Source organism: Aquincola tertiaricarbonis (genome assembly GCF_023573145.1).
Classification (GTDB): domain Bacteria; phylum Pseudomonadota; class Gammaproteobacteria; order Burkholderiales; family Burkholderiaceae_C; genus Aquincola; species Aquincola tertiaricarbonis_B.
On record NZ_CP097636.1, the window covers coordinates 1,755,112 to 1,779,716 of the forward strand.

The 24,605-nt window shown below is 69.0% G+C and carries 25 protein-coding genes; 8 read left to right on the forward strand and 17 right to left on the reverse strand.

The annotated features are described in order from the left end of the window. Positions 1-17: 17 nt before the first annotated feature. Both MW290_RS22390 and MW290_RS22395 read right to left on the reverse strand, forming a co-directional pair. Entirely contained in the window at positions 18-884 is an 867-nt protein-coding gene (locus tag MW290_RS22390; RefSeq protein ID WP_250199866.1) for a basic amino acid ABC transporter substrate-binding protein, read from the reverse strand. Positions 885-993: 109 nt separating this feature from the next. Continuing rightward, a complete protein-coding gene (locus MW290_RS22395; protein ID WP_250199867.1) occupies positions 994-1,785 on the reverse strand; it encodes a ferritin-like domain-containing protein in 792 nt (263 codons plus the stop codon). 49 nt (positions 1,786-1,834) lie between these two features. On the opposite strand from MW290_RS22395, the gene hslO reads away from it, so the two are divergent. Beyond that, a complete protein-coding gene (gene hslO / locus MW290_RS22400; RefSeq protein ID WP_250199868.1) occupies positions 1,835-2,791 on the forward strand; it encodes an Hsp33 family molecular chaperone HslO in 957 nt (318 codons plus the stop codon). On the opposite strand, the gene MW290_RS22405 is transcribed toward hslO, so the two are convergent. The 10 genes from MW290_RS22405 to mutS all read right to left on the reverse strand — a co-directional run bounded on the left by MW290_RS22405 (position 2,777) and on the right by mutS (position 12,941). Beyond that, positions 2,777-3,466, reverse strand: coding sequence for an AAA family ATPase (locus MW290_RS22405; RefSeq protein ID WP_250199869.1), 690 nt, complete (start codon positions 3,464-3,466; stop codon positions 2,777-2,779). The genes hslO and MW290_RS22405 overlap by 15 nt on opposite strands. A gap of 16 nt (positions 3,467-3,482) precedes the next feature. Further along, positions 3,483-4,136, reverse strand: a complete 654-nt coding sequence (gene pnuC / locus MW290_RS22410) for a nicotinamide riboside transporter PnuC (protein ID WP_250199870.1) — start codon at positions 4,134-4,136, stop codon at positions 3,483-3,485. 19 nt (positions 4,137-4,155) lie between these two features. Continuing rightward, positions 4,156-4,434: a cell division protein FtsB gene (gene ftsB, locus MW290_RS22415; RefSeq protein WP_250199871.1), complete on the reverse strand. Its 279-nt coding sequence runs from the start codon at positions 4,432-4,434 to the stop codon at positions 4,156-4,158. 23 nt (positions 4,435-4,457) lie between these two features. Next, on the reverse strand, positions 4,458-5,744 hold the full coding sequence (gene eno, locus MW290_RS22420) for a phosphopyruvate hydratase (protein ID WP_250199872.1): 1,287 nt from the start codon (positions 5,742-5,744) through the stop codon (positions 4,458-4,460). A gap of 40 nt (positions 5,745-5,784) precedes the next feature. Beyond that, positions 5,785-6,075: a DUF1330 domain-containing protein gene (locus tag MW290_RS22425; protein ID WP_250199873.1), complete on the reverse strand. Its 291-nt coding sequence runs from the start codon at positions 6,073-6,075 to the stop codon at positions 5,785-5,787. A 22-nt stretch (positions 6,076-6,097) separates the two neighbouring features. After that, positions 6,098-6,955: a 3-deoxy-8-phosphooctulonate synthase gene (kdsA, locus tag MW290_RS22430; protein WP_250199874.1), complete on the reverse strand. Its 858-nt coding sequence runs from the start codon at positions 6,953-6,955 to the stop codon at positions 6,098-6,100. Continuing rightward, a complete protein-coding gene (gene pyrG / locus MW290_RS22435; RefSeq protein WP_250199875.1) occupies positions 6,952-8,619 on the reverse strand; it encodes a CTP synthase in 1,668 nt (555 codons plus the stop codon). Before pyrG ends, kdsA begins: the two co-directional genes overlap by 4 nt. Positions 8,620-8,713: 94 nt before the next feature. Beyond that, a complete protein-coding gene (locus tag MW290_RS22440; protein ID WP_250199876.1) occupies positions 8,714-9,517 on the reverse strand; it encodes an alpha/beta hydrolase in 804 nt (267 codons plus the stop codon). Between the two features lie 23 nt (positions 9,518-9,540). Continuing rightward, on the reverse strand, positions 9,541-10,380 hold the full coding sequence (locus MW290_RS22445) for a proteasome-type protease (RefSeq protein WP_250199877.1): 840 nt from the start codon (positions 10,378-10,380) through the stop codon (positions 9,541-9,543). Next, a complete protein-coding gene (gene mutS, locus MW290_RS22450; RefSeq protein ID WP_250200086.1) occupies positions 10,377-12,941 on the reverse strand; it encodes a DNA mismatch repair protein MutS in 2,565 nt (854 codons plus the stop codon). Before mutS ends, MW290_RS22445 begins: the two co-directional genes overlap by 4 nt. Positions 12,942-13,247: 306 nt before the next feature. Here mutS and MW290_RS22455 point away from each other — a divergent pair, with 306 nt between their 5' ends. Beyond that, positions 13,248-13,913: a PEP-CTERM sorting domain-containing protein gene (locus tag MW290_RS22455; protein WP_250199878.1), complete on the forward strand. Its 666-nt coding sequence runs from the start codon at positions 13,248-13,250 to the stop codon at positions 13,911-13,913. On the opposite strand, the gene MW290_RS22460 is transcribed toward MW290_RS22455, so the two are convergent. Beyond that, a complete protein-coding gene (locus MW290_RS22460; RefSeq protein WP_250199879.1) occupies positions 13,885-14,853 on the reverse strand; it encodes an inositol monophosphatase family protein in 969 nt (322 codons plus the stop codon). The genes MW290_RS22455 and MW290_RS22460 overlap by 29 nt on opposite strands. A 294-nt stretch (positions 14,854-15,147) precedes the next feature. On the opposite strand from MW290_RS22460, the gene MW290_RS22465 reads away from it, so the two are divergent. Beyond that, positions 15,148-15,804, forward strand: a complete 657-nt coding sequence (locus MW290_RS22465; RefSeq protein WP_250200087.1) for an RNA methyltransferase — start codon at positions 15,148-15,150, stop codon at positions 15,802-15,804. 71 nt (positions 15,805-15,875) lie between these two features. Continuing rightward, entirely contained in the window at positions 15,876-16,655 is a 780-nt protein-coding gene (gene cysE, locus MW290_RS22470) for a serine O-acetyltransferase (protein ID WP_250199880.1), read from the forward strand. 20 nt (positions 16,656-16,675) lie between these two features. On the opposite strand, the gene MW290_RS22475 is transcribed toward cysE, so the two are convergent. Genes MW290_RS22475 through yjgA form a run of 3 tightly spaced genes read right to left on the reverse strand, consistent with a single transcriptional unit; the run spans position 16,676 to position 19,498 of the window. Further along, positions 16,676-18,364 carry a FecR family protein gene (locus MW290_RS22475; protein WP_250199881.1) on the reverse strand — a complete coding sequence of 563 codons (1,689 nt, stop codon included), beginning with the start codon at positions 18,362-18,364 and terminating at the stop codon, positions 16,676-16,678. Next, positions 18,361-18,969, reverse strand: a complete 609-nt coding sequence (gene mog, locus MW290_RS22480; RefSeq protein WP_250199882.1) for a molybdopterin adenylyltransferase — start codon at positions 18,967-18,969, stop codon at positions 18,361-18,363. Before mog ends, MW290_RS22475 begins: the two co-directional genes overlap by 4 nt. Further along, the gene (gene yjgA / locus MW290_RS22485) at positions 18,956-19,498 is read right to left on the reverse strand and encodes a ribosome biogenesis factor YjgA (RefSeq protein WP_250199883.1); all 543 of its coding nucleotides are present in this window, start codon (positions 19,496-19,498) and stop codon (positions 18,956-18,958) included. Before yjgA ends, mog begins: the two co-directional genes overlap by 14 nt. 59 nt (positions 19,499-19,557) lie before the next feature. On the opposite strand from yjgA, the gene pmbA reads away from it, so the two are divergent. Both pmbA and MW290_RS22495 read left to right on the forward strand, forming a co-directional pair. Next, positions 19,558-20,940, forward strand: coding sequence for a metalloprotease PmbA (pmbA, locus tag MW290_RS22490; protein ID WP_250199884.1), 1,383 nt, complete (start codon positions 19,558-19,560; stop codon positions 20,938-20,940). Positions 20,941-21,061: 121 nt separating this feature from the next. Then, positions 21,062-22,144, forward strand: a complete 1,083-nt coding sequence (locus MW290_RS22495; RefSeq protein WP_250199885.1) for a TRAP transporter substrate-binding protein — start codon at positions 21,062-21,064, stop codon at positions 22,142-22,144. Positions 22,145-22,335: 191 nt separating this feature from the next. On the opposite strand, the gene MW290_RS22500 is transcribed toward MW290_RS22495, so the two are convergent. After that, on the reverse strand, positions 22,336-23,736 hold the full coding sequence (locus MW290_RS22500; protein ID WP_250199886.1) for an IS1182 family transposase: 1,401 nt from the start codon (positions 23,734-23,736) through the stop codon (positions 22,336-22,338). 163 nt (positions 23,737-23,899) lie between these two features. On the opposite strand from MW290_RS22500, the gene MW290_RS22505 reads away from it, so the two are divergent. Both MW290_RS22505 and MW290_RS22510 read left to right on the forward strand, forming a co-directional pair. Beyond that, positions 23,900-24,217 (forward strand): type II toxin-antitoxin system Phd/YefM family antitoxin, encoded by a 318-nt coding sequence (locus MW290_RS22505; RefSeq protein ID WP_250199887.1) that lies wholly within the window; start codon positions 23,900-23,902, stop codon positions 24,215-24,217. Next, a complete protein-coding gene (locus tag MW290_RS22510; protein WP_250199888.1) occupies positions 24,214-24,594 on the forward strand; it encodes a type II toxin-antitoxin system RelE/ParE family toxin in 381 nt (126 codons plus the stop codon). The genes MW290_RS22505 and MW290_RS22510 overlap by 4 nt, the downstream gene beginning before the upstream one ends. Positions 24,595-24,605 lie beyond the last annotated feature (11 nt).

Sequence of the window (24,605 nt, forward strand, 5' to 3'; positions counted from 1 at the left end):
CGTCGTCTCCGCCCTGCTTACTTGGAGGCGGCGGAAGCCGCGGCTTCAGCGGCCGGCGCGTTGCCGAAGTACTTGGCGTAGATCTTGTCGTAGGTGCCGTCGGCCTTGATGTCGGCGATGCCCTTGTTGACCAGACCCAGCAGCTCGGCGTTGCCCTTCTTGACGGCGAAGCCGTACTGCTCGGGCACGAAGCTGCTGTCGGCCACGGTCTTGAACTGCGCGCCCGGGTTGTTGGCCACGTAGTGAATGACCACGCCGTTGTCGGCCACCACGGCATCAACGCCGCCGGCTTCCAGTTCCTTCAGGGCCAGCGGGGTCGACTCGAAGCGCTTGACGTTGGCGCTGGTCTTGCCCAGCAGCTTGGTCACCACTTCATCGCCGGTGGTGCCGGTCTGCACGCCGACCTTGAGCTTCTTCAGGTCGTCGAACTTGGCGACCTTGCTGCTTTGCTTGACGGCGATCAGCTGCACCGCGTCGAAGTAGGGCGAGCTGAAGTCCATGGTCTGCTTGCGCTCGTCGGTGATGGTGATCGACGAGGCCAGCAGGTCGCGATCGCCCTGCTGCAGCGCGTTGAAGATGCCTTCCCACGGCGTGTTGACGAACTTCACCTCGAAGCCGGCCTTCTGCGCCACGGCGCTGAGCACGTCGACGGTGAAGCCGACGATCTCGGCCTTGTCGTTCTGCGATTCGAACGGGGCGTACGCGGCATCGGTGCCGACGGTGTAGACCTTGGCCGGCGCGGGCGCCGGGGCCGAGGCGGCTTCAGGGGCCGAAGCCACCGGGGCGGGCGCGGGCGGTTCCTGCTTGCCGCAGGCGGCCAGCACCAGGCCGCAGGCGATCATGCCCATGCGTTGCAGGAATCGTCGGGTCGAAAGGTCAGTCATGGCGAAGTGAACGGATGAAAAGGTGAAGGGAAGTGTACGAGCGGTGCTCGGCGGTCCCGATGCTCGCAAGCCCTGTTCCAACAGGGGGCCGGCGGGCGCCGGCGCCGGTTCAGGGCAGGCGCTCCAGCTCGGCCAGTTCCTCGGCGGTGAAGCCGGCCTGCTCGCGTGCGCTGCGGTTGAAAGGCGGGCGCAGCCGCGGCGCCTGGTGCTCGCGCACCAGCCGGGCATAGTGGCTCACCGGGTCCAGGCCCTGGCGCTCGCACAGCCAGCGGTACCAGCGGTTGCCCACGGCCACGTGGCCCACCTCGTCGCGCAGGATGATGTCGAGGATGGCCACCGCACGTTCGTCGCCGGCCTTGGCCAGCTTGGCCTGCAGCGGCGGCGTGGCGTCCAGGCCGCGGGCTTCCAGCGTGCGCGGCACCAGCGCCATGCGGGCCACCACGTCGTGCCGGGTGCGCCAGGTCATGGACCACAGGCCGTCATGCGCATCGAAGCGGCCGTAGTCCCAGCCCATGGCCAGCAGGTGCTCGCGCAGCAGCGTGAAGTGCAAGGCCTCTTCGCTGGCCACGCGCAGCCAGTCGCGGTAGTACAGCGCCGGCATGCCGGCAAAGCGCCACACCGCGTCCAGCGCCAGGTCGATGGCATTGAGCTCGATGTGGGCGATGGCATGCAGCAGCGCAGCCCGGCCTTCGGGCGTGAAGGGCGAGCGGCGCGGCAGGCTGGTGTGCGGCACCAGGCGGGGCAGGGCGGGGCGGCCGGGCAGGCCGGCGGGCTCAGGCAGCGTGGCCTGGGTGTCCAGCGGCAGGCCGTCGGCGGCCTCGTGCAGGGCGCGCGCGGCAGCGGCCTTGTCGGCCGGTTCGGGCAGGCTCAAGACCCGCAAGGCTTGCTGTCGAAGCTCCATTCCTACAATTCTGCCTTTTGGGCTCTTGCGGGCCGCCAGGACACCGGTGATGAGTGAGTTGCACAAGTTCTTGTTTGAGGGTCTGCCGGTGCGGGGCATGCTGGTGCGTCTGACCGACGACTGGCGCGAGCTGCTGCGCCGGCGCGAGACGCTGGGCGCCTATCCGGCGCCGGTGGGTGAGCTGCTGGGCCAGATGTCGGCCGCCGGCGTGCTGATGCAGTCCAACATCAAGTTCGACGGCGCGCTGGTGATGCAGGTGCAGGGCGATGGCCCGGTGAAGCTGGCGGTGGTGGAGGCGCAGCCCGACCTGCGCTTCCGTGCCACCGCCAAGGTGGTGGGTGAGGTGCCGGCCGATGCGCGGCTGGCCGCGATGGTGAACGTGAACGGCCAGGGCCGTTGCGCCATCACGCTGGACCCGGCCGACAAGAAGCCCGGCCAGCAGGCCTACCAGGGCGTGGTGGCGCTGCATGGCGACCGCGGTGAACCGTTGCAGCAGGTGAGCGAGGTGCTGGAGCACTACATGCTGCAGTCCGAACAGCTGGACACCAAGCTGATCCTGGCGGCCAATGACGACATGGCCGCCGGCCTGCTGATCCAGCGCCTGCCGGTGGAAGGCGAAGGCAACCTGGGCAGCCGCAACGAGGACGAGATCGGCATCAACGAAGCCTTCAACCGCATCAGCCATCTGGCGGCCACGTTGACAAAGGAAGAGCTGCTGACGCTGGATGCCGACACCATCCTGCGGCGCCTGTTCTGGGAAGAGCAGGTGGCGCGCTTTGAGCCGCTTCACCCGCGCTTCGCCTGCTCCTGCTCGCGCGAGCGGGTGGGCGCGATGCTCAAGAGCCTGGGCCGCGAAGAGATCGACGGCATCCTGGCCGAGCGGGGCACCAACGTGGAAGTGGGCTGCGAGTTCTGCGGCCTGCAGTACCACTTCGACCGGGTGGATGTGGGCGGCCTGTTCACGCCGGAGCGCGACCAGCTGCCGCCGACTTCATCGGTGCACTGAGTCTGACCCTGCCAGCACCCGCTCGCAGTCGGGGTCCAGGCAATCGAGGCAGCGGCTGCGCCAGCGCACGCGGCTGCCGCTGACGGCGTCCTCAATGATGCCGGCGTCCAGCGCGGCCGCCAGACCCGGCTGCCAGCGCACCACCGCGCGCAAGGCGGCTTCTACCCGGCGCGGGCCTTCGCCGTGCACCACGCCGTAAGCAATGCCGGCCGATGTCAACGCAGCGCGGATCAGCGCGTCCACCGGTTCGCGCACCTGGGGGCCGTCGCGCTGCAGGCCATCGGGCAACCAGGGCAGGTCGAGCGCCGTCACCAGCGTCAGGCCCACGGCCTGTTGTTGCCAGTGCAAGGCCGCGCCGTAGAGGCCGTGGTCCTGGAACACGAACTCGCTGTACACCGCCGTCATCAGCGGCGTGGTGTCGGCCACCACCAGCATGTCGGGCGCCAGGGCCAGGGCGGCCTCGATGCGGCGTTGCTGCTCGGCGGCGATGTGGTGCTGCTCCCGCGGATCGGGCGTGCGCTCGTGGGTGTCGCACCATTCGCGCAGGTACTCCGGCACCGCGGTGCAGGGCTGCACCCTGCGCAGCCGGCGGGCCAGGGCGTCGGCCAGGTCGGACTTGCCGGTGCTCTCAGCGCCCAGCAGGGCGATGACGCGCGAAGAATCACCCGTGCTCATGAAGGCCGCCCATCGTTCAGGTGCGGGCCGCGGCCGCGGCCGCGCGTGCGGCCCAGCCGCGCCAGCCCAGCACCGCCATCACGGCGAACACGGCATACAGCAGCACGGTGAGCCACAGGCCCTTGACCGCGAACAGCGCGACGCTGACCACGTTCACCACCACCCAGGCCGGCCAGTTCTCCACGTACTGCCGGCCCAGCAGCCACTGGCCCAGCAGGCTGCCGACGGTGGGAAAGGCGTCCAGCCAGGGCACGGTGCTGTCGGTGTGGCGGGCCAGCAGCCAGCCCATCAAGGGCCATGCGGCCAGGGTGGCCAGCACCGCGGTCCAGCGGCCGCGCGGGCTGAGGTGGCGCACCTGCAAGGCCTGGCCGCCGGCCTGTTGGCCGTGCAGCCATTGCCACCAGCCCCACGCCGCCACCAGCACGAAGACCACCTGCAGGCCGGCCTCGCCATAGAGGCCGTATTGCAGGAACAGCGCGCCGTAGAGCACCGAGCTGGCCATGGCCAGCGGCCAGGCCAGCGGGTTGACGCGCATGTTGAGGACGACCATCCACACCGCCAGGCCGAAGGCCAGGATCTCGGCCCAGGTGACGGGGCTGCCCCAGGCGCTGAATGCCGGCGAAAACGCGGGCAGAAAAGCGGCGGCCCAGGCCGCCTGCAAGTCACTCATCGTGGCAGTGGGCGGGTGGCTATCGGCGCGGCGAAGCCACCTGCACCAGGATCTCGTCGGGCTTGACCATGCCCAGCTCGGCACGGGCCTTTTCCTCGACCATCTCCAGGCCGTCCTTCAGGTCACTGACCTCGGCGGCCAGCTGCTCGTTGCGCAGCGTGGCCGCGCGGTTGGCGGCCTTTTGCGTCTCGAGCTGGGTCTGCAGCGCCACCACGTACGGCATACCCCCCTTGCCGAACCAGAGTTCGGCCTGCACCAGCGCCAGCAGCGCCAGCAGGGCCAGGGTGATCCACCTCATGATGGTTGCGCTGCAGCGTCCGCTCAGCGGACGTTGTAGAACGCGGCCTTGCCGGGGTAGGCGGCCACGTCGCCCAGGTCTTCTTCGATGCGCAGCAGCTGGTTGTACTTGGCCATGCGATCGCTGCGGCTCATCGAGCCGGTCTTGATCTGGCCGGCGTTGGTGCCCACGGCGATGTCGGCGATGGTCGAGTCTTCCGTCTCGCCCGAGCGGTGGCTGATCACCGCGGTGTAGCCGGCGCGCTTGGCCATCTCGATGGCGGCGAAGGTCTCGGTCAGCGTGCCGATCTGGTTGATCTTGATGAGGATCGAGTTGGCAATGCCCTTGTCGATGCCTTCCTTCAGGATCTTGGTGTTGGTGACGAACAGGTCGTCGCCCACCAGCTGCACCTTCTTGCCCAGGCGCTCGGTCAGCAGCTTCCAGCCGTCCCAGTCGCCTTCGTGCATGCCGTCCTCGATCGAGACGATCGGGTACTTGTCGCACCAGGTGGCCAGCATGGCGGTCCATTCGGCGGCGGCCAGCTTGATGCCGCCTTCGCCTTCCAGCACGTACTTGCCGTCGTGGTAGAACTCGCTGGCGGCGCAGTCCAGGCCCAGGGCGATCTGCTCGCCGGGCTTGTAGCCGGCCTTCTCGATGGCCTGCAGGATCATCTGGATCGCGGCCTCATGGCTCTCGACGCTGGGCGCAAAGCCGCCTTCGTCGCCCACGGCGGTGGGCAGGCCCTTGTCGCCGATGATCTTCTTGAGCGCATGGAAGGTTTCGGCGCCCCAGCGCACGGCCTCGCGGAAGCTCGGCGCGCCCACGGGGATGATCATCAGCTCCTGCAGGTCGAGGCTGTTGTTGGCGTGTGCGCCACCGTTGATGACGTTCATCATCGGCACCGGCAGGCTCATGCCACCCATGCCACCGAAGTAGCGGTACAGCGGCAGGCCCGATTCTTCAGCGGCGGCGCGGGCCACGGCCATGCTCACGGCCAGCATCGCGTTGGCGCCCAGGCGGCTCTTGTTGTCGGTGCCGTCGAGGTCGATCAGCGTCTTGTCCAGGAAGGCCTGTTCCGAGGCGTCCAGGCCCAGCACGGCTTCGCTGATCTCGGTGTTCACGTGCTCGACGGCCTTCAGCACGCCCTTGCCCAGGTAGCGGCCCTTGTCACCGTCGCGCAGCTCGATGGCTTCGCGCGAGCCGGTCGAGGCACCGCTGGGCACGGCCGCGCGGCCCATCGTGCCGCTTTCCAGCAGCACGTCGCATTCGACCGTCGGGTTGCCGCGGCTGTCCAGGATCTCGCGTCCGACGATGTCGACGATGGCACTCATGGGGATCTCCTCAAGAACGATGGATGGAAATACTGCTTGTTCAGACGCCTTCGACCATCACCATGCGCATGACGGCCGCGCCCTCGCGCGCGGCCCGGGCGTGGCTGTATTCGGTGGAGTCGTAGAAGGCCCGCGCGGCTTGCGGGCTGGGGAACTTCAGCACCACCAGGCGGGTGGGCGACCAGTCGCCTTCCAGCACCTCGACGGCGCCGCCGCGCACGCACACCTCGGCGCCGTGGGCCTGCATCGCCAGGGTGGACAGCTTGCGGTACTGCTCGTACTGCGCAGGATCGGTGACGTCGACGTTGGCGATGATGTAGGCGCTGGGCATGCGGGGCAGGCTGGGTAGGGGGTCAGCAGCTGAAGTCGTTTTCGAGCAGCGGCTGGGCCTTGACCACGCGGTCCAGCGCGACCAGCTGCTCCAGCAGCGCCTTCATGTGCTTGAGCGGCACGGCATTGGGGCCGTCACTCATCGCCTTGGCGGGATCGGGGTGGGTTTCCATGAACAGGCCCGCGATGCCCACGGCCACGGCCGCACGCGACAGCACCGGCACGAACTCGCGCTGGCCGCCGCTGCTGGTGCCCTGGCCGCCCGGCAGCTGCACGCTGTGGGTGGCGTCGAAGACCACCGGCGCGCCGGTGTCGCGCATGATGGCCAGGCTGCGCATGTCCGACACCAGGTTGTTGTAGCCGAAGCTCACGCCCCGTTCGCAGGCCAGGAAGTTGTCTTCCGGCAGGCCCTTCTCGCGGGCGGCGTCGCGGGCTTTCTGGATGACGTTCTTCATGTCGGCCGGCGCCAGGAACTGGCCCTTCTTGATGTTCACCGGCTTGCCGCTTTGCGCGACGGCGCGGATGAAATCGGTCTGCCGGCACAGGAAGGCGGGCGTCTGCAGCACATCGACCACGGCGGCCACCGCAGGCACGTCGGCCTCGGTGTGCACGTCGGTGATCACCGGCACGCCAAGCTGCTGCCTGACCTTGGCCAGGATCTCCAGGCCCTTGTCCATGCCCGGGCCGCGGAAGGTGCTGCCGCTGGAGCGGTTGGCCTTGTCGAAGCTGGACTTGAAGATGAAGGGGATGCCCAGCGCGGCGGTCATCTCCTTCAACTGGCCGGCGACGTCGATCTGGAGCTGCTCGCTCTCGATGACGCAGGGGCCGGCGATCAGGAAGAAGGGCCGGTCCAGGCCGACGTCGAAGCCACAGAGCTTCATGCGGTTTCCTTGCGACCTTCACCGGCCGGGGCGCGGCGGGCGGTCTTGTGGTCGAGCGCGGCCTTCACGTAGCTGGTGAACAGCGGGTGGCCGTCCCAGGGCGTGCTCTTGAACTCGGGGTGGAACTGCACGCCGACGAACCAGGGGTGCACGTCCTGCGGCAGCTCGACGATCTCGGTGAGCTTCTCGCGCTGGGTGATGGCCGAGATCACCAGGCCGGCGTTGCGCAGCCGGTCGAGGTAGTGCTCGTTGGCTTCATAGCGGTGGCGGTGGCGCTCGGTGACCACCGGGCCGTAGATCTGCCAGGCCAGCGTGCCGGGCGCCACGTCGGAGCTTTGTGCGCCCAGGCGCATCGTGCCGCCCAGGTCGGAGTTGGCGTCGCGCTTCTGGATGGTGCCGTCGCTGTCCTGCCATTCGTCGATCAGCGCGATCACCGGGTGCGGCGTGCTGGCGTCGAATTCGGTGCTGTTGGCGTTCTCGAGGCCGGCCAGGTGGCGGGCCACCTCGATGGTGGCCACCTGCATGCCCAGGCAGATGCCCAGGTAGGGGATCTTGTGCTCGCGGGCGTATTGCGCGGCCAGGATCTTGCCTTCCACGCCGCGCTTGCCAAAGCCGCCGGGCACCAGGATGGCGTCGTACTGGGCCAGCGCGTCGGCCTTGCCTTCTTCCAGGCTCTCGGCGTCGACGTACTCGATCTTCACGCGGGCATGGTTGTGGATGCCGGCATGGCGCAGCGCCTCGTTGAGCGACTTGTACGAGTCGGACAGCTCGGTGTACTTGCCGCACATGGCGATGGTGACCTCGTGCTTGGGATGCGTCACCTCGTTGACGAGGTGGTCCCAGCGGCGCAGGTCGGCCGGCTTGGTGAGCAACTGCAGCTTCATGCAGATCAGCTCGTCCAGGCCCTGCTCGTGCAGCATGCGGGGCACCTTGTAGATGGTGTCCACGTCCCACATCGAGATAACGCCGGCCGGTGCCACGTTGGTGAAGAGCGAGATCTTGTCGCGCTCTTCATCAGGCACCGCGCGGTCGGCGCGGCACAGCAGCGCATCGGGCTGGATGCCGATGGCGCGCATCTTCTCGACCGTGTGCTGCGTGGGCTTGGTCTTGAGCTCACCGGCGGCCGCGATGTAGGGCACGTAGGTGAGGTGCACAAAGGCCGAGTTGTTGGCGCCCGAGCGCAGGCTGAGCTGGCGCACGGCTTCCAGGAAGGGCAGCGACTCGATGTCGCCCACGGTGCCGCCGATCTCGACGATGGCGACATCGACGTTCGCCGCGCCGCGGCGCACGAAGTCCTGGATCTCGTTGGTGACGTGCGGGATCACCTGCACCGTCTTGCCGAGGTAGTCGCCGCGGCGCTCCTTCTCGAGCACGGTCTTGTAGATCTGGCCGGCGGTGAAGTTGTTGGCCCGCTTCATCCGCGTGCTGATGAAGCGCTCGTAGTGGCCGAGGTCGAGGTCGGTTTCCGCCCCGTCGTCGGTGACGAACACTTCGCCATGCTGGAAGGGGCTCATCGTGCCTGGATCGACGTTCAGGTACGGGTCGAGCTTGATGAGGGTCACCTTGAGGCCGCGCGATTCGAGGATCGCGGCCAGGGAGGCCGAAGCGATGCCCTTGCCGAGCGAGGACACCACGCCACCGGTGACGAAGACGAACTTGGTCATGTCGTGCTGCATTCGGCCGACGTCGCCGCGCGAATGCCTTGCTGGTAAAGCGCGATTGTAGGCGAACAGGCTGACGGTTCCGGCCTTGGGCGCGTCAAGCGAAGGCCTGAATGAGCCGCAGCACCTCGTCGGCCGTGGCCTCGGGCTTTTCCATGGGGTACAGGTGGGTGCCCTCGGTCCACACAAAGCGCTCGCCGGCCAGGGCGCGGGCGGCCTCGCTGCCGCCCTGGCGCATCTCGGCCGATTGCGTGCCGGCGATGAAGGCCACCTTGCAGCGCACCGGATGCCGGCGCAGCACCGCGCCCAGGTGATGCGGCAGGGTGTTGTAGATGCGGGTCTCGATCTCGCGCTGGAAGGCCAGCACCGTCTTGCCGCCCGCTTCGGTGAAGCCGCTGGCCACGTAGTCGGCCAGCACCCGCGGGTCCCAGCGCGCGAACACCGGCTTGCCCGCGAAATGCTGGTGCACCGCCTCGCGGTTGGGCCATTCGCAGCGCCGCCGCTGGGCCACGCGCCCGGGCGAGATGCGCGGCAGCAGCCGGGCCGCCTTGACGACGCGCAGGCTGTGCGCACGCCATCCGGTGACCACCGGCGAATCCAGCATCACCAGGCCGCCGGCCAGGTCGGGGCGGCGGCTGGCCGCCAGCAGGCTGAGCATGCCGCCCAGCGAATGGCCCACCAGCACCGGCGGCCGTTCAGCGGCCGGCACCTCGCGCTCGATGAAGTGGATGAGCTGGTCGCGCAGGTGCGGCCAGTTGCTGGTCACCGGATAGGCCGGGTCGTGGCCGAAGCGGTCCACCGCCACCACCCGCCAGCCGGCGGCGCGCCAGCGCTCGAACATCAACCGGTAGGTGCCGGCGGGAAAGCTGTTGCCGTGCGAGAAGACGATGGTGCGCGACATGCGGGCGGCGGCGGCAAGGTCCTTCAGAGGATGCGTTCGCCCGGGTGGGTGATCTTGCGCATCGGCTCATAACGGGCGCTGCGCACCATCATCGGATGGGGCGTGTCGCCACCGTCCCAGCGCGGGTCGTCGATGCCCTGGAACACCTCGTGCAGCCGCTGGCCCCAGGTCTCGTGGATCATGCGGAAGTAGGGGTTCTTGTCGTCGATGCAGACGATGTCGTCGCTCTTGAACTCGCCCTCGCGGTAGACCAGCAGGTCCAGCGGCAGCCCCACCGACAGGTTGCTCTTGAGCGTGGAGTCCATCGACACCAGCGCGCACTTGGCGGCCTGGTTCAACGGCGTGTTGGGCGTGATCACGCGGTCGAGGATGGGCTTGCCGTACTTGCTCTCGCCCACCTGGTAGTAGCAGGTCTCGCCGGTGGCTTCGATGAAGTTGCCGGCCGAATACACCAGGAACAGGCGCATGGCCTCGCCCTTGATCTGGCCGCCGAAGATGAAGCTGGCGTTGAAGTCGATGCCCGCGGCCTTGAGGGCGCGGCCGTCCTGCTCGAACACCCGGCGCACGGTGGCGCCCAGCACGCGGGCGGCGTCGAACATGCTCTTGGCGTTCCAGATGGTGATGGGCTCGGTTTCCTTGCCGTCGACGACCGGGCCCTCGATCTTCTCGACCTGCAGCATCTCGCGCACCGACTGCGAGATGCTGAGGTTGCCGGCCGACAGCAGCACCATGAAGCGGTCGTCCGCCTTCTCGTAGATGATCATCTTGCGATAGGTGCTGATGTGGTCCAGGCCCGCGTTGGTGCGGGAGTCGGACAGGAAGACCAGGCCGGCGTTGAGCCGGATGCCGACGCAGTAAGTCATGGCGTGATGTCGGTGATGGGGTTCAGTAGAGCCTTGAGCCGGTACAGCGCGTCCAGGGCTTCGCGGGGCGACAGGGTATCAGGCTGCAGCTCGGCGAGCGCCTCTTCCACCACGCTGGCGGCCGGCGGCATGGCGGGTGCGGGCGGCGGCGCGAACAAGTCCACCTGCGCGTTGCCGGCCTGCTGCTGCGCCTCCAGCGCTTCCAGCGCGGCGCGCGCCTGCCTTATCAGCGACTTGGGCATGCCCGCCAGTTGGGCCACCTGCACGCCGTAGCTGCGGCTGGCGGGGCCGGGCTCGATCTCGTGCAGGAAGACGATGTCGCGACCGCTTTCCACCGCGCTGACGTGCACGTTGATGGCCTGCGGATGCTTGGCCGGAAAGGCCGTCAGCTCGAAGTAGTGGGTGGCGAACAGCGTGAAGGCGCGGTTGCGGTCGTGCAGGTGGCTGGCGATGGCGCCGGCCAGCGCCAGGCCGTCGAAGGTGCTGGTGCCGCGGCCGATCTCGTCCATCAGCACCAGGCTGTGCTCGGTGGCGCCGTGCACGATGGCGGCGGCCTCCGTCATCTCCAGCATGAAGGTGGACTGCGCATTGGCCAGGTCGTCGGCGGCGCCGATGCGGGTGTGGATGGCATCGATCGGCCCCAGCCGGCAGGCGGTGGCGGGCACGTAGGAGCCCATCGCCGCCAGCAGCGCGATCAGGGCCACCTGACGCATGAAGGTGCTCTTGCCGCCCATGTTGGGGCCGGTGATCACCAGCATCCGTGTGCGGGCATCGAGCCGGCAATGGTTGGCGATGAACTCGCCGCCGCCGGTCTCGCGCAGCCGGGCTTCCACCACCGGGTGGCGGCCAGCCTCGATCTCCAGGCAGGGGTGGCTGACGAACTGCGGCCGGCACCAGCCCAGCGTGGTGGCGCGCTCGGCCAGCGCGGCCAGGGCGTCCAGGCCGCTCAAGGCCTGCGCCAGCGCGGCCAGCGTGGCCAGGTGCGGCTGCAGCGCCGCCAGCAGCTGGTCGTACAGCCACTTCTCGCGGGCCAGCGCCCGGTCTTGGGCGGACAGCGCCTTGTCCTCGAAGGCCTTCAGCTCGGGCGTGATGTAGCGCTCGGCGTTCTTCAGCGTCTGGCGGCGCTGGTAGTCGGCCGGCACCCGGTCGATGAAGCTGCTGGTGACCTCGATGTAGAAGCCATGCACCTTGTTGTACTGCACCCGCAGGTTGCCGATGCCGCTGCGGCTGCGCTCACGCGCTTCCAGGTCCAGCAAAAAGGCATCGCAGTTCTGGCTGATGGCGCGCAGCTCGTCCAGCTCGGCATCGAAGCCGGGGGCGATCACGCCGCCGTCGCGCAGCAGCACGGCGGGCTCTTCGGCCACCGCCTGGGTGAGCAGGGCGGCCAGCGCTTCGTCGGGCGACAAGGCCTGGCGCAGTTCGTCCAGCAACGGCGCGGCGCCTGGCGGCACCACGGCGCGCAGCAGGGGCAGGCCGGCGAGCGTGGACCGCAGGCCCGACAGCTCACGCGGGCGCACCTGGCGCAGCGCGAGGCGGCTGGTGATGCGCTCGACATCGCAGATGTGGCGCAGCGCCTCGCGCAGCGGCTCGACGGCGTCGCGCTCGATCAGCGCCGCGATGGCCTGGTGGCGCGCGCTGGCCACGCTGCGCTCGCGCAGCGGGTGCGTGAGCCAGTGCCGCAGCGCGCGGCTGCCCATGCCGCTCTTGCAGCTGTCCAGCAGCGACAGCAGCGTGGGGCTGCTCTCGCCGCGCAGCGTTTGGGTGAGTTCCAGGTTGCGGTGGGTCGCGGGCGGCAGGTCCAGCAGGTCGGTGGCGCTTTCCACCTGCACCGTCTGCACGTGGGCCAGCGATTGGCTCTGGGTGTGCTCGGCAAAGCTCAGCAGCGCGGCGGCGGCAGCGTGGGCGGCCGTCAATGCCTGGGCAGTGAAGCCGGCCAGGCTGGCCACCTGCAGCTGCGCACACAGCTTGCGCGCGCCCAGCGTGGCGTCGAACTGCCAGGCCGGGCGCTGGGTGAGGGCGGCGCCGCTGCTGCGCACGCAGGGCGGCAGTTCGCCGCCGTCGACCAGGATCTCGGCCGCATCCAGCCGCGCCAGCCAGGCGGGCAGTTCACGTTCGGCACATTCGGTCAGGCCCAGCCGACCGCTGGCCAGGCCCAGCCAGGCCAGGCCGAAGCGGCTGCCCTGGCGCGCAATCGCCAGCAGCAGGCTGTCCACCCGCTCGCTCAGCAGCTCGGTGTCGGTCACTGTGCCCGGCGTCACCACCCGCACCACCTTGCGCTCCACCGGCCCCTTGGCGGTGGCCACGTCGCCCACCTGCTCGGCGATCGCCACCGCCTCGCCCATGCGGATGAGCTTGGCCAGGTAGCTTTCCACCGAGTGCACCGGCACGCCAGCCATCACCACCGGCTGGCCGGCGCTCTGGCCGCGGGTGGTCAGCGTGATGTCCAGCAGCCGGTTCGCCTTGCGCGCGTCGTCATAGAACAGCTCGTAGAAATCGCCCATGCGATAGAAGACGAGCGTGTCGGGGAAGTCCGCCTTGATGGCCAGGTACTGGGCCATCATGGGCGTGTGCGCGGAGAAGTCGCGCGCAGGGGGCGCGGGCGGGGCGGGCGGCGTCGGGCGCTCGGTCTGCAAGGTGGTTCCTGGGGTCGGTCTTTCGGGGCCCCGCGGCTGCTGCGGCAGGGGGCGGCGATGATCGCATGGCCACCTCCTGGCCATGCAGCCGGCGTCTGAAGGGGTCAATCTGCGGCTTAGTTCACGTTCCAGGCCTTCGTCACAAATTTGCCCTGATACGGAAATCCGTCACGCGGTTAGCGTTTGCGCCTTCGTTACCGGAGGAAGCACTTGCTACCAAAGATGTATGCGGCTGTGTTCAGCCTTGTTGCAACTGCCGGTGCGGTGGCCGGCCCGACCGGGCTTCGTTTGAGCGGCGATGTGGTGTTCGGGGATTCGCAGGCGGCGGTGCTGGGTGCCACCTACAGCCTCACGCTCAGCTTCGATGCGCTGGCCCGCAACCACAGCAGCGATCCGGGACGCGGCCTGTACGGCGGCCGGGATGCGCTGATCACCGGTTTCGACTTCACCGTGCACGCGCCAGGCGGCCAGCGCTTCCAGGCCGGGCAGCCGCAGCTGGCGCCCGGCAATAGCAACAGCCTGGTGTCGGTGGTCGACGATCCGCGCGGCGACAGCTGGTACATGACGCTGTTCGGCCAGGGCCTGCGCCTGGCAGCGGGTGACAACATCCTGGCCGACTACCGCCTGAGCGTGGAGCTGGAGGGCGGCACCACCGGCGTCACGTCCAGCGCGCTGGGGGATGTGCCGCAAGCCGCTGCCTTCAGCAGCGCCTTGATGGGCTTCTTCCGCAGCGACGGCAGCCCGGTGCTCATCGCGACGGTGGACCGGATGGAGGCGGTGACGGCGGTGCCGGAGCCTGCCACCTGGCTGCTGATGCTGGCCGGCGTCGGCGCGCTCGGTCAGCTGGCGCGCCGGCCGGGCGCCGCGGGCTTCACTCCTCGGCCGCCGGCTGCTTCTTGATGCGCACCGGGCCGCGCTTGGGCTTGGCGTCGGCGGCGGGTGCCTCGGCGCCCAGGCTGGCGGCCAGGGCCTGCTCAGGCGTGGTGTCACCGGCTTCGGTGGCCACGGCCTCGCCGGCCACGTCGTCGGCCTTGATCACGCGGGTGTAGGGCGCCAGGATGGTGACCAGCTGGGCATACACCTTGGCATTGCCGGCCACCACCTCGCGCTGGTACAGGTAGTCGGATTCGCCGGTGAAGTTGCCGATCAGGCCGCCCGCCTCGGTGATCATCAGCGAGCCGGCCGCGATGTCCCAGGGGTTCAGGCCGGTCTCGAAGAAGCCGTCGTAGTAGCCCGCGGCCACGTAGCACAGGTCGAGTGCGGCAGCGCCCGGACGGCGCACGCCGGCGCAGGACTGCATCACCTCTTCGAACATCTTGATGTAGCGCTTGAAGTTGTCCCCGCGGCGGAACGGGAAGCCGGTGCCCACCAGCGCGTCGGACAGGCGCGTGCGGCGCGAAACGCGGATGCGGCGGTCGTTCAGGTAGGCGCCGCGGCCCTTGGAGGCGTAGAACAGGTCGTTGCGGGTGGGGTCGTACACCACCGCCTGCTGCACCTGGCCACGGTGCGCCAGCGCGATGGACACGCAGTACACCGGAAAGCCGTGGATGAAGTTGGTGGTGCCGTCCAGCGGATCGATGATCCAGACGAATTCGCTGTCCTTGGCGCCCCGGCTGCGGCCCGACTCTTCGGCCAGGATGGCGTGGTTGGGGTAGGCCTGCAGCACGGTGTCGATGATCACCTGCTCGGCGGCCTGATCGACCTCGGTGACGAAGTCGTTGGGGCCCTTGTGGTTGATCTTCAGCTGCTCCAGGTCGAGCGAGGCCCGGTTGATGATCGCGCCCGCCGCGCGTGCCGCCTTGATGGCGATGTTGAGCATGGGGTGGAGCGATTGGGACATGGGCGACCTGTATAAAAACGTCGGTGAACGTCGGTGGACGGACGGGCCCCGGCCTGTGGGCCGTGGGCGGTTGGGAGCAGCAGCGAAGGCAAAGAGCGGGTGGCGCCGACAATGCCGGGCCACGAGAACCGCGCATTTTAGCCGCCTGACCCGCTTTCACGCACCATGCCCGACCCAACGCCCCCTGAAGCCGCCGTGACCCCCGCCACTGAACACACGCCGCGCGGCGACGGCAGCCGCTTCATCCTCGTCAACACCAGCCACCCCGGCAACGTGGGCGCCGCTGCGCGCGCGATGAAGGTGATGGGGTTTGCCGATCTGGTGCTGGTGCAGCCCCGCTTTGCCGACGTGCTGAGCCAGGAAGACACCGTGGCCATGGCCAGCGGCGCGGCAGACATCCTGGTGCGGGCGCGCATCGTCGACTCGATCGACGAGGCGCTGGACGGCATCGACCACCTGTGCGCCACCGCGATGACGCCGCGCGACTTCGGCCCGCCCACGGCCGCACCGCGCCCGCACCTGGCGCAAATGGCGGCGCAGGGCGCGCGCATCGGCTTCGTGTTCGGCAGCGAGCGCTATGGCCTGCCCAACGAGATCGTCTACCGCTGCCACACCTGCCTGAGCATTCCCACCGACCCGTCCTACGGCTCGCTGAACCTCGCGCAGGCGGTGCAGGTGATCGCCTATGAATGGCGGCAGGCGCTGGGCGGTTTTGCGGTGCAGGCGCGCACCGCCGAGCCGGCGCCCGCCGACGCGGCGGCGGTGCAAGGCCTGCTGGCGCACTGGCGCGAGGTGCTGGTGGCCATCGGCTACCTGGACCCGGCGGCGCCCAAGAAGCTGATGCCGCGGCTGAACCAGCTGGCCAACCGCGCGGCGCTGACGGCCGAGGAGGTGCACATCCTGCGCGGCGTGGCCAAGGCGGTGTCGCGGCTTGCCCCTCCTGGCACCTGATGCAAAGGCGGCGCATACACTGGCCGGCCGTGACCGAAGACGGCCCTTGAAGGGCCGCGAGAGCCAACGCCATGTTCAGCCGACTGCGTGAAGACATCGCCTGCATCCGCGAACGCGACCCCGCCGCGCGTTCGTCGTGGGAGGTGCTCACCTGTTATCCCGGCCTGCACGCGCTGGTGATGCACCGTTGGGCCCATGCGGCCTGGCGCGCCCGCTGGCACTGGCTGGGGCGCTTCATCTCGCACATTGCGCGCTTCCTTACCGGCATCGAGATCCACCCGGGCGCCACCATCGGCCGCCGGGTGTTCATTGACCACGGCATGGGGGTGGTGATCGGCGAGATGGCCGAAGTGCATGACGACTGCACCATCTACCAAGGCGTGACGCTGGGCGGTACCTCGCTGGTGCGCGGCGCCAAACGTCATCCCACGCTGGAGCGTGGCGTCATCGTCGGCGCCAATGCGTGCGTGCTGGGGGGCTTCACCGTGGGTGAGGGCGCCCGCATCGGCTCGGGCGCGGTGCTCACCAAGCCGCTGCCGGCCGGCGCCACCGCGGTGGGCAATCCGGCCCGCATCATCGAAGGCAAGGCCGACGCCGAGCGCGAGGCGGCCTCGGCCCGCATGGGCTTCTCGGCCTATGGCGTGACGCAGGGCGACGACCCGGTGGCGCAGGCGATGAAGGGGCTGATCGACAACGCCTCGGGCCATGAGCACCAGATCATGCTGCTGTGGCAGGCGATCGAGAAGCTGTCGTCGCGCAGCCGCGAGCTGCCCGACAGCGACTGCGTGCCCCAGGACGCGCAGACCACCGAATGCTTCGACGCCGCCGGCCTGAACCGGCTGGTCAAGTAGACGGCGCTCGCTCGAGAGAACTACAGCAGGAACAGCAGCGGCACGCCCAGCAGCCACAGGCTGCGCGTGTCGCGCTCGATCTCCAGCTTCAGCGTGCTGCTGTAGGGCGTGACGAAGCCGTCGGCCTCGACGCTGCGATAGCGGAAGTAGTAGGTGCCCGGCTGCGCCGGCTTGTCCACGGACCAGCTCGGCGTGGTGAGCTCCGCGCGCACCGTGGCGCTGCCGCCGAACTGCGGATCGGTCGACAGCTCCACCTGGTGGCGGTCTTCCGGCCGGCCGCTCCAGCGCAGTTCCAGGCGGCTGCCGTCGGGCGACAGCCCGCTGGTGGCGGCCGGTGGCGCGGCGCGAACGGTCAGGGCCTGCACATCGGTCCAGGGGCCCCGCTGGCGGCGGTTGCCTTCGGGCGGCCGCACGCTGGCCACGCGCCAGAAGAAGCGGCCCGGCTGGTCCAGCGTCAGCTCGGCGGCATCGCCGGTGACCTGCGGCAGGTCGACCACCAGGTCGGTGAAAGCCTCGTCGCGGGCCACCTGCAGGTGGTAGTGCTGCGCCTGCAGGTTCTCCGCCCAGCGGAAGCTCACGCGGCCCACGCCCACCTGGCCGCCGGCGCGCGGGGCGCGGGGGGCGGGGGGCTCGGGCTGCGCCGCCAGCGTGAAGCGCTGGCTGCTGTTCAGGCCTTCCACGCCGTCGGCCTGGATGCGGCGCACGCGCAGGAACCAGTCGCCATCGGCCAGGCCGGTGATGCGCACCGGCGTGCCGGCGGCCACACGCTGGTCGCTGACCACCCGTTCAAAACCGGCGTCCAGTGCCACCTGCACCCGCAGGGCGCTGGGCTCGCCCGGCACCTCCAGCCGCACGACGGGGCGTTCCACCACCGCGGGCAGCGCGTCCAGCGCGGGCGCGGGCGGCAGCGGCACCACACGCGGCGCCACACCGGCAGCCACGATGGCGGCACCGAAGCCCGCGCTCAAGTCCACGCCCGTGGCCTGCGCGGCCACCGGCTCGGCGCGCACGCGGCCTTCCAGCACTTCGGCGCGGGTGCCCTGGTCGTCACCGTGATGCACCCGGTATTCGGTGCCGCGCACGCCGATCACCGCGGTGGGCGACTGCACTTCCAGCGGTTTGGCGCGGCGCAGCTTGGTGGCCAGCACCTCCAGCGAACCGCGCACCAGGCGCATGGTGCCGGCGAAGTAGCCGTCGGTGCTGGTCTGGGCGTCGGCGCTGGTGGGCGAGGGCGTGGGGGTGAGCGCACCACCGCGCGTTGCCACCCGGGCGCTCTGGGCCAGTGTGGCTTCGGTGCCTGGCTGCACCCGCAGGCGGGAGCCATCGGCCAGCTCCACCACCGCCGAAGCGTCGGCTGCGGTGGCCAGCGACTGGCCAGCGCGCACCAGGTCGCCGGCAGCGGCCGGGCGGCCGTCCAGCGTCACGGCGCCTTGCACCACGGCCAGACGGGCGTCCACCGGCTGCTCGCGCAGCAGCCGCAGTGGCACCTGCAGCTGCTGGCCGGCGCGGATCTGGCCGGCATTGGGCAGGCGGTTCAGCCGCGCCACCTCGCGCCAGGCCTCGGGGCCGGCCAGCACCTCGTTCGACAGGTGCCACAGCGTGTCGCCAGGCTGGATGACCAGTGGCACCGTGTCTTCCGCGGCACCCACCGGCAGACCGGCCGCGGCCATGGCCCATGCCAGTGCGCCCAGCGCCAGGCGGGACTTCACTGCGGGGACCCCGGTTGAGCCGGGGCAGGGCGCACGGCCGACTTGGGCCGGAAGGCCTGGCACACCGCCGGGTCGGTCTCGAGGTAAGGGCCGCCGATCAGGTCGATGCAGTAGGGCACCGCGGCGAAGATGCCCGGCACCGGCGGCTCGGCCTGCGGCAGGCCTTGCAGCGTCTCGGCGATCGACTTGGGCTGGCCGGGCAGGTTGATGATCAGCGCGCGGCCGCGGATCACCGCCACTTGTCTAGACAGGATGGCGGTGGGCACGAAGCGCAGGCTGATCTGGCGCATCTGCTCGCCAAAGCCGGGCATCTCGCGGTCGGCCACGGCCAGCGTGGCCTCGGGCGTGATGTCGCGCGGCGCCGGGCCGGTGCCGCCCGTGGTCAGCACCAGGTCGCAGCCGGCGTCGTCCACCAGCGTGCTCAGGGCTTCGCTGACCTGCGGCTGCTCGTCGGGCACCAGGCGCGTTTCGTAGGTCACCGGGTTGCGCAATGCGCGGCCCAGCCACTCGCGCAGCGCAGGAATGCCCTTGTCCTCGTACACGCCCGCGCTGGCGCGGTCGCTGACGGACACGAGGCCGATCTTGACGGGTTCAAAACTGCTCATGCGGTGCGTCGGGCCGGGGCTGGTTGAACTGCGACTTGATGAACTGGAACAGCTCGCGCCAGGCCTTGCCGTGGCGCTGCTCGGGCGGCAGCGCCGCATCCTTGCGGGCGGCGCGGATCAGGCTGCGCAGGTGCTGCAGGTCGGTTTCCGGCCACTCGGCCATCCAACGCGTGAGGGCCTCGTCGTCGTTGACAAGCTCCAGGCGCCATTGCTCCAGCCGGTGCAGCTCCAGCGTGTTCTGGGCGGTGCCCAGCTGCGCCGCGGCCACGGCTTCACGCAGCGGCTCGACGTCGGTCTGCCGCATCAGCTTGCCCACGTACTGCAGGTGGCGGCGCCGGCCTTCGTGCGAGCGGATGCGGCGGGTCTCGCGCAGGGCCTCCAGCAAGGACTCGGGCATCGGCACCGCGGCCAGGCGGTCGTCGGGCAGTTCGGAAAGGGCCTCGCCCAGGCGCTGCAGGTCGTGCGCCTGCTTTTTCAGCGCGGTCTTGCTGGGGCGTTCGTCGAAAGGGTCGGTGGTGTGGGGCTGCATAGGGCTGCTCAAGGCGACGGCTATGATAATTTGAGCCAACCCCACCCCTGCCATCCCACATGTCCGACACCCGTTCCACCACCGCCAAGGGCTTTGCCTACACGCGAGAACAGTTCCAGCAGTGCGTGGAGGACGCCTTGGCGATGGCGAAGAAGCTGGGTGCGAGCGATGCCGGCGCCGAAGCCTCGGAAGGCACCGGCCTGTCGGTCTCGGTGCGCAAGGGCGAGCTGGAGAACGTGGAGCGCAACCGCGACAAGTCGCTGGGCGTGGCGGTGTACCTGGGCCGCCGCCGCGGCAATGCCAGCACCTCCGACTTCTCGCGCGCCGCGATCGAGCAGACGGTGCGCGCCGCCTACGACATCGCCCGCTTCACCGCCGAAGACCCGGTGGCCGGCCTGCCCGACGCGGACGACCTGGCCACGGCCGAAGAGGCGGCGCGCGACCTCGACCTGTTCCACCCTTGGGACCTGGATGCCGAGGCCGCCACCGAGCTGGCCCGCCGCTGCGAGGCCGCGGCCCTGGCCACCGACCGCAAGCGCATCACCAACTCCGAAGGCGCGGGCGTCTCAGCCCAGCAGTCGCACTTTTATGCCGGCAACTCGCGCGGCTTTCGCGGCGGCTATGCCAGCTCGCGGCATTCGCTGTCGGTGGCGCCGATCGCCGGCCGCGGCGACGGCATGCAGCGCGACGCCTGGTACACCTCGATGCGCTCGGCGGACGAACTGGCCGCGCCCGAAGCGGTGGGCCGCTATGCGGCCGAGCGCGCCTTGTCGCGGCTGAAGGCCCACAAGATCCCCACCTGCGAAGTGCCGGTGCTGTTCGAGTCGCCGCTGGCCGCCGGGCTGCTGGGCGCCTATGTGCAGGCCACCAGCGGCGGTGCGCTGTACCGCAAAGCCACCTTCCTGGTGGACAGCCTGGGCCAGCAGGTGCTGGCCGACCACCTCGACGTGCATGAAGACCCGTTCATCCTGCGCGGCAAGGCCAGCGCGCCGTTCGACGACGAAGGCGTGCGCACCCGCGCCCGCACCGTGGTGGAAGCCGGCGTGACGCAGGGCTACTTCTTGTCGAGCTATTCGGCCCGCAAGCTGGGCATGAAAACCACCGGCCATGCCGGCGGCTCGCAGAACCTCACGCTCACCAGCCGGCTCACCCAGCCCGGCGACGACCTGGACGCGATGCTGCGCAAGCTGCACCGCGGCCTCTTCGTCATTGAGCTGATGGGCCAGGGCGTGAACTACGTGACCGGCGACTATTCGCGCGGTGCCGCCGGCTTCTGGGTGGAGAACGGCAAGATCGTGCACCCGGTGGAGGAGGTGACCATCGCCGGCCACCTGCCTCAGATGCTCAAGTCCATCGTGGCCGTGGGCGCCGACGCCTACACCATGGGCGGCAAGACCACGGGCTCCATCCTCATCGAGAAGATGAAGGTCGCCGGCAGCTGACGCCAAGCTGACGGCCTGCGGGCGGCGTCGCCGAATCTGCTGCGGGGAAACCCCGCCGAAGCCGACGAAATGCGGCTCCTAGAATCGCGCGACCTAAATTCCGTCCACAGGAGTCCCCTACATGGAACGTCGTTCCTTCGTCCGTGGTGCAGGCATCGCGGGCGTGCTGGCTGCGGGCACCGCCCCGGCCTTCGTGCAGGCCCAGGCCAACATCCGCTGGCGCCTGGCCAGCAGCTTCCCGAAGTCGCTGGACACCATCTACGGGGCCGCCGAAGTCTTCAGCAAGAAGGTCTCGGACATGTCCGGCGGCAAGTTCCAGATCTCGGTGCATGCCGGTGGTGAACTGATGCCGCCGTTCGGCGTGGTCGATGCGGTGCAGAACGGCACCGTCGACATGTGCCACACCGTGCCGTACTACTTCTTCGGCAAGGACCCGACGTTTGCCATCGGCGCGGCCATCCCCTTCGGCATGAACAGCCGCCAGATGACCGCCTGGATGCTGCACGGCAACGGTCTGAAGCTGATGCGTGAGTTCTACGCGCAATACAACATGATCAGCTTCCCGGGCGGCAACACCGGCAGCCAGATGGGCGGCTGGTTCCGCAAGGAAGTGAAGTCGCTGGCCGACATCAAGGGCCTGAAGTTCCGCATCGGCGGCTTCGCCGGCAAGATCATCGAGCGCATGGGCGGCGTGCCGCAGAACATCCCCGGCGGCGAGATCTACCAGTCGCTGGAAAAGGGCACCATCGACGCGGCCGAGTGGGTGGGCCCGTACGACGACCAGAAGCTGGGCTTCTACAAGGTGGCCCCGTTCTATGCCTACCCCGGCTGGTGGGAAGGCGGCCCCGAGGTCGACTTCTTCATCAACACCAAGGCCTATGAGGCGCTGACGCCCGAGTACAAGGCCATCGTCGAGGCCGCCTCGATGACCGCCCACGTCGACATGCAGGCCAAGTACGACGCGCTGAACCCGACGGCGCTCAAGCAGCTGGTGGCCGCCAAGGTCAAGCTGATGCCCTTCCCGAAGGACGTGATGGACGCGGCCTTCAAGGAATCGATGGCGGTGTATGCCGATCTGTCGAAGACCAACCCGAACTGGAAGAAGGTCTACACCGACTACGCCGCCTTCCTGAAGGACCAGAACCTCTGGTTCCGCTTCACCGAAGGCCAGTTCGACCGCTACATGCAGTCGGCCAAGCTGTAAGTCTTCAGGCTGCACCAACGACGAGGGCCCCGCGACAGTCCGTGTCGAAACGGCTGCGAAGGCCGCCGATAGCAAACCGCCCCGAGTTCACCGGGGCATTTTTGTTTTGTGGGCGCTACGTTGATCCGGGGTGCGGTGTCGGGCTGCGTTCAGAGGACCGTCTGCATGAGCATCCCTCGGCACTACCCCTGTCATGGCATGGCCAACTTCTGCAGCATGTGCCGCCCGCCAAGCACAGCCAGCGCACGCTTGAGGTTGTAGGTCAGGGTCGCCAACGCGATCTCCGTGCCCGCGCCCCTCAGGCCCCGCATCAGGAAGCGCGGCTTCTCGAAGATGTGGAACTTCAAGGCTGCGAACGGATGTTCGACCGTGCAGCGGCGCAGTCTCATCGCCGCAGGCGTGGCACGCTGGTGAATGCGCTCGAGGGCTTGCTCGTAGAGATGACGGGTGACCATGCGGCGTGCACTGGCCGTGCAGCGCCCCTTCATCGAGCACGCCCCACAATCGCTGGGCTGGGCGGCATAGACGACCATCTTGTCCTTGCGGTTGACCTGCTTGCGCTGCAGCAGTTTGTCGGCCGGACAGACGTAGGCGTCGGCCGAGGCGTCATAGGTGAAACAAGCCCGGTCGAACAGTTCACCGTCGCCCTGGTTGTTGAGCGAGCGCTTGACCGGGACATGCACCTGCACGCCCTGGTCCTCCAGTGCCTGGGCCTGTTGGCCATTGGCATAGCCGGCATCTGCCACCAGCTTCAGTGCAGTGGCACCCAGAGCCTGCTGCGCCGCTTCGCCCATGCGCTGCAGGCAGCCGTTGTCACCGGCCTGGGCGTTGATCTCATGGGCCACGATCAAGGCGTGCTCGGCATCAACGGCAGTCTGCACGTTGTAGCCCGGACCTTTGCCCTTGAGCACGACCGCCTCGGGCTCCGTGCTCACGTGCAGCCGCTCGCCTGGGACCTGTGCCAGGTCCGATTGTTGTTGCTGCAGCCGCGCCAGCGCCTGGCGCAATGCCTGGGCATCGACTGGCACCTCGCCTTGCTGCTGATCGGCCGCCTCCAGCTCCTGGAGGTACTGGGCGATGCGCTGCTCCAGCTTGGCTTGCAGCTCGGCGCGCTGCGCTGCGTCCAGGATGGCCTTGCCGCTGGCCACGGCCTGGAACTTGGTGCCGTCCACGGCCACCCACTCTCCCCGGATCAGTCCGGCTTCGGCACAAAAGCGGACGAACTCAGCGCCAGCGCGCCGCAGCGGCGCCGCGTTGCAGCGGCGGAACTCAGCGATGGTCTTGTGGTCAGGCGTGAGCCTGTGCAGCAGCCACATCACTTCGATGTTGCGCTGGCACTCGCGCTCCAGGCGGCGCGACGACCGCACGCGGTTCAGGTAGCCGTACAGGTACAGCATCAGCAGATCGGCTGGGTCGTAGGGCGGGCGACCCGTCGCCTTGGTGCGGGCTCGCGCAAAGCCCAGTGCCTGCAAGTCCAGCCGATCCACGAAAGCCGCGATCACGCGGCACACATGCTCCGGCCCGATCAACTCGTCCAGCGATACCGGGAACAGACTGCCTTGATCCCGGCTCAGCCCTTGCACATAGCCCATATGAACAATGCCCCGCAACTCGCGTTGCAGGGCATTGTCTTCAAGGCTTCAGGTCGGCGTCAGAGTATTGACACGGACTGGCGAGGGGCCCTTTGTCATGGGCTTGGCGAATTCTCTACACTACCCGGCACAGGGCTTGGTTGAGCTTCCATCGGAGACGGTCATGGGTGTGCGTGCCAGCGATGTGGTACCTATCAGCGAAGCCCGGGCTCGCCTGACCGAACTGGCCGACGATGTGGTGACACATGGCGCAGAAAAGCTGCTGACCAAAAACGGGTCGAGCTTCGTGGCGCTGGTGGATGCCCGCAAGCTCGATTACTACCACGCGCTCGAGGCGGAGTTTGCCAATGTGGTGCTGCTGAGCGACGCCCTGCAAGGCTTGCGCGACCTGGCCGCTGGCCGCCAGATGTCAGACGCCGAGCTTGACGAACTCCTGGGCGTGGCTGCGCCAACCAACAAGAAGTCGCCTCGAGGCGCATGAGCGCGGCAGCGCGGGCCAGGGTGACCGCCACCCCGGGCTTTGCGCGTCGCCTGGCGGAGGCCCGGCAGTTCATGGCCCAGCAGGACGCCGAATCTGCTCCCAGGCGCTGGGCCCGGCTCCAGGCGCAGGTGCAGGCGGTTCGCGGACGATTGGCCAGCTATCCGGCGATGGGGCGGCCTGCGAGGGCAATGGATTCCACCTCGGTGCATACACAAGCCATGCGCGACGCCCTGTCGGCTTTGCTGGCCTCTCTCGGTCTGCACGGCCTGCGCGAAGTGGTCATTGGCCGGTACGTGCTGCTCTATGCCCACGACGATGCGCGTGTGGTGCTGCTGTCGCTGCGCCATGAGCGCCAGCTGTCCTTTCGGCTGAGCTAGCGCCTGCGGGC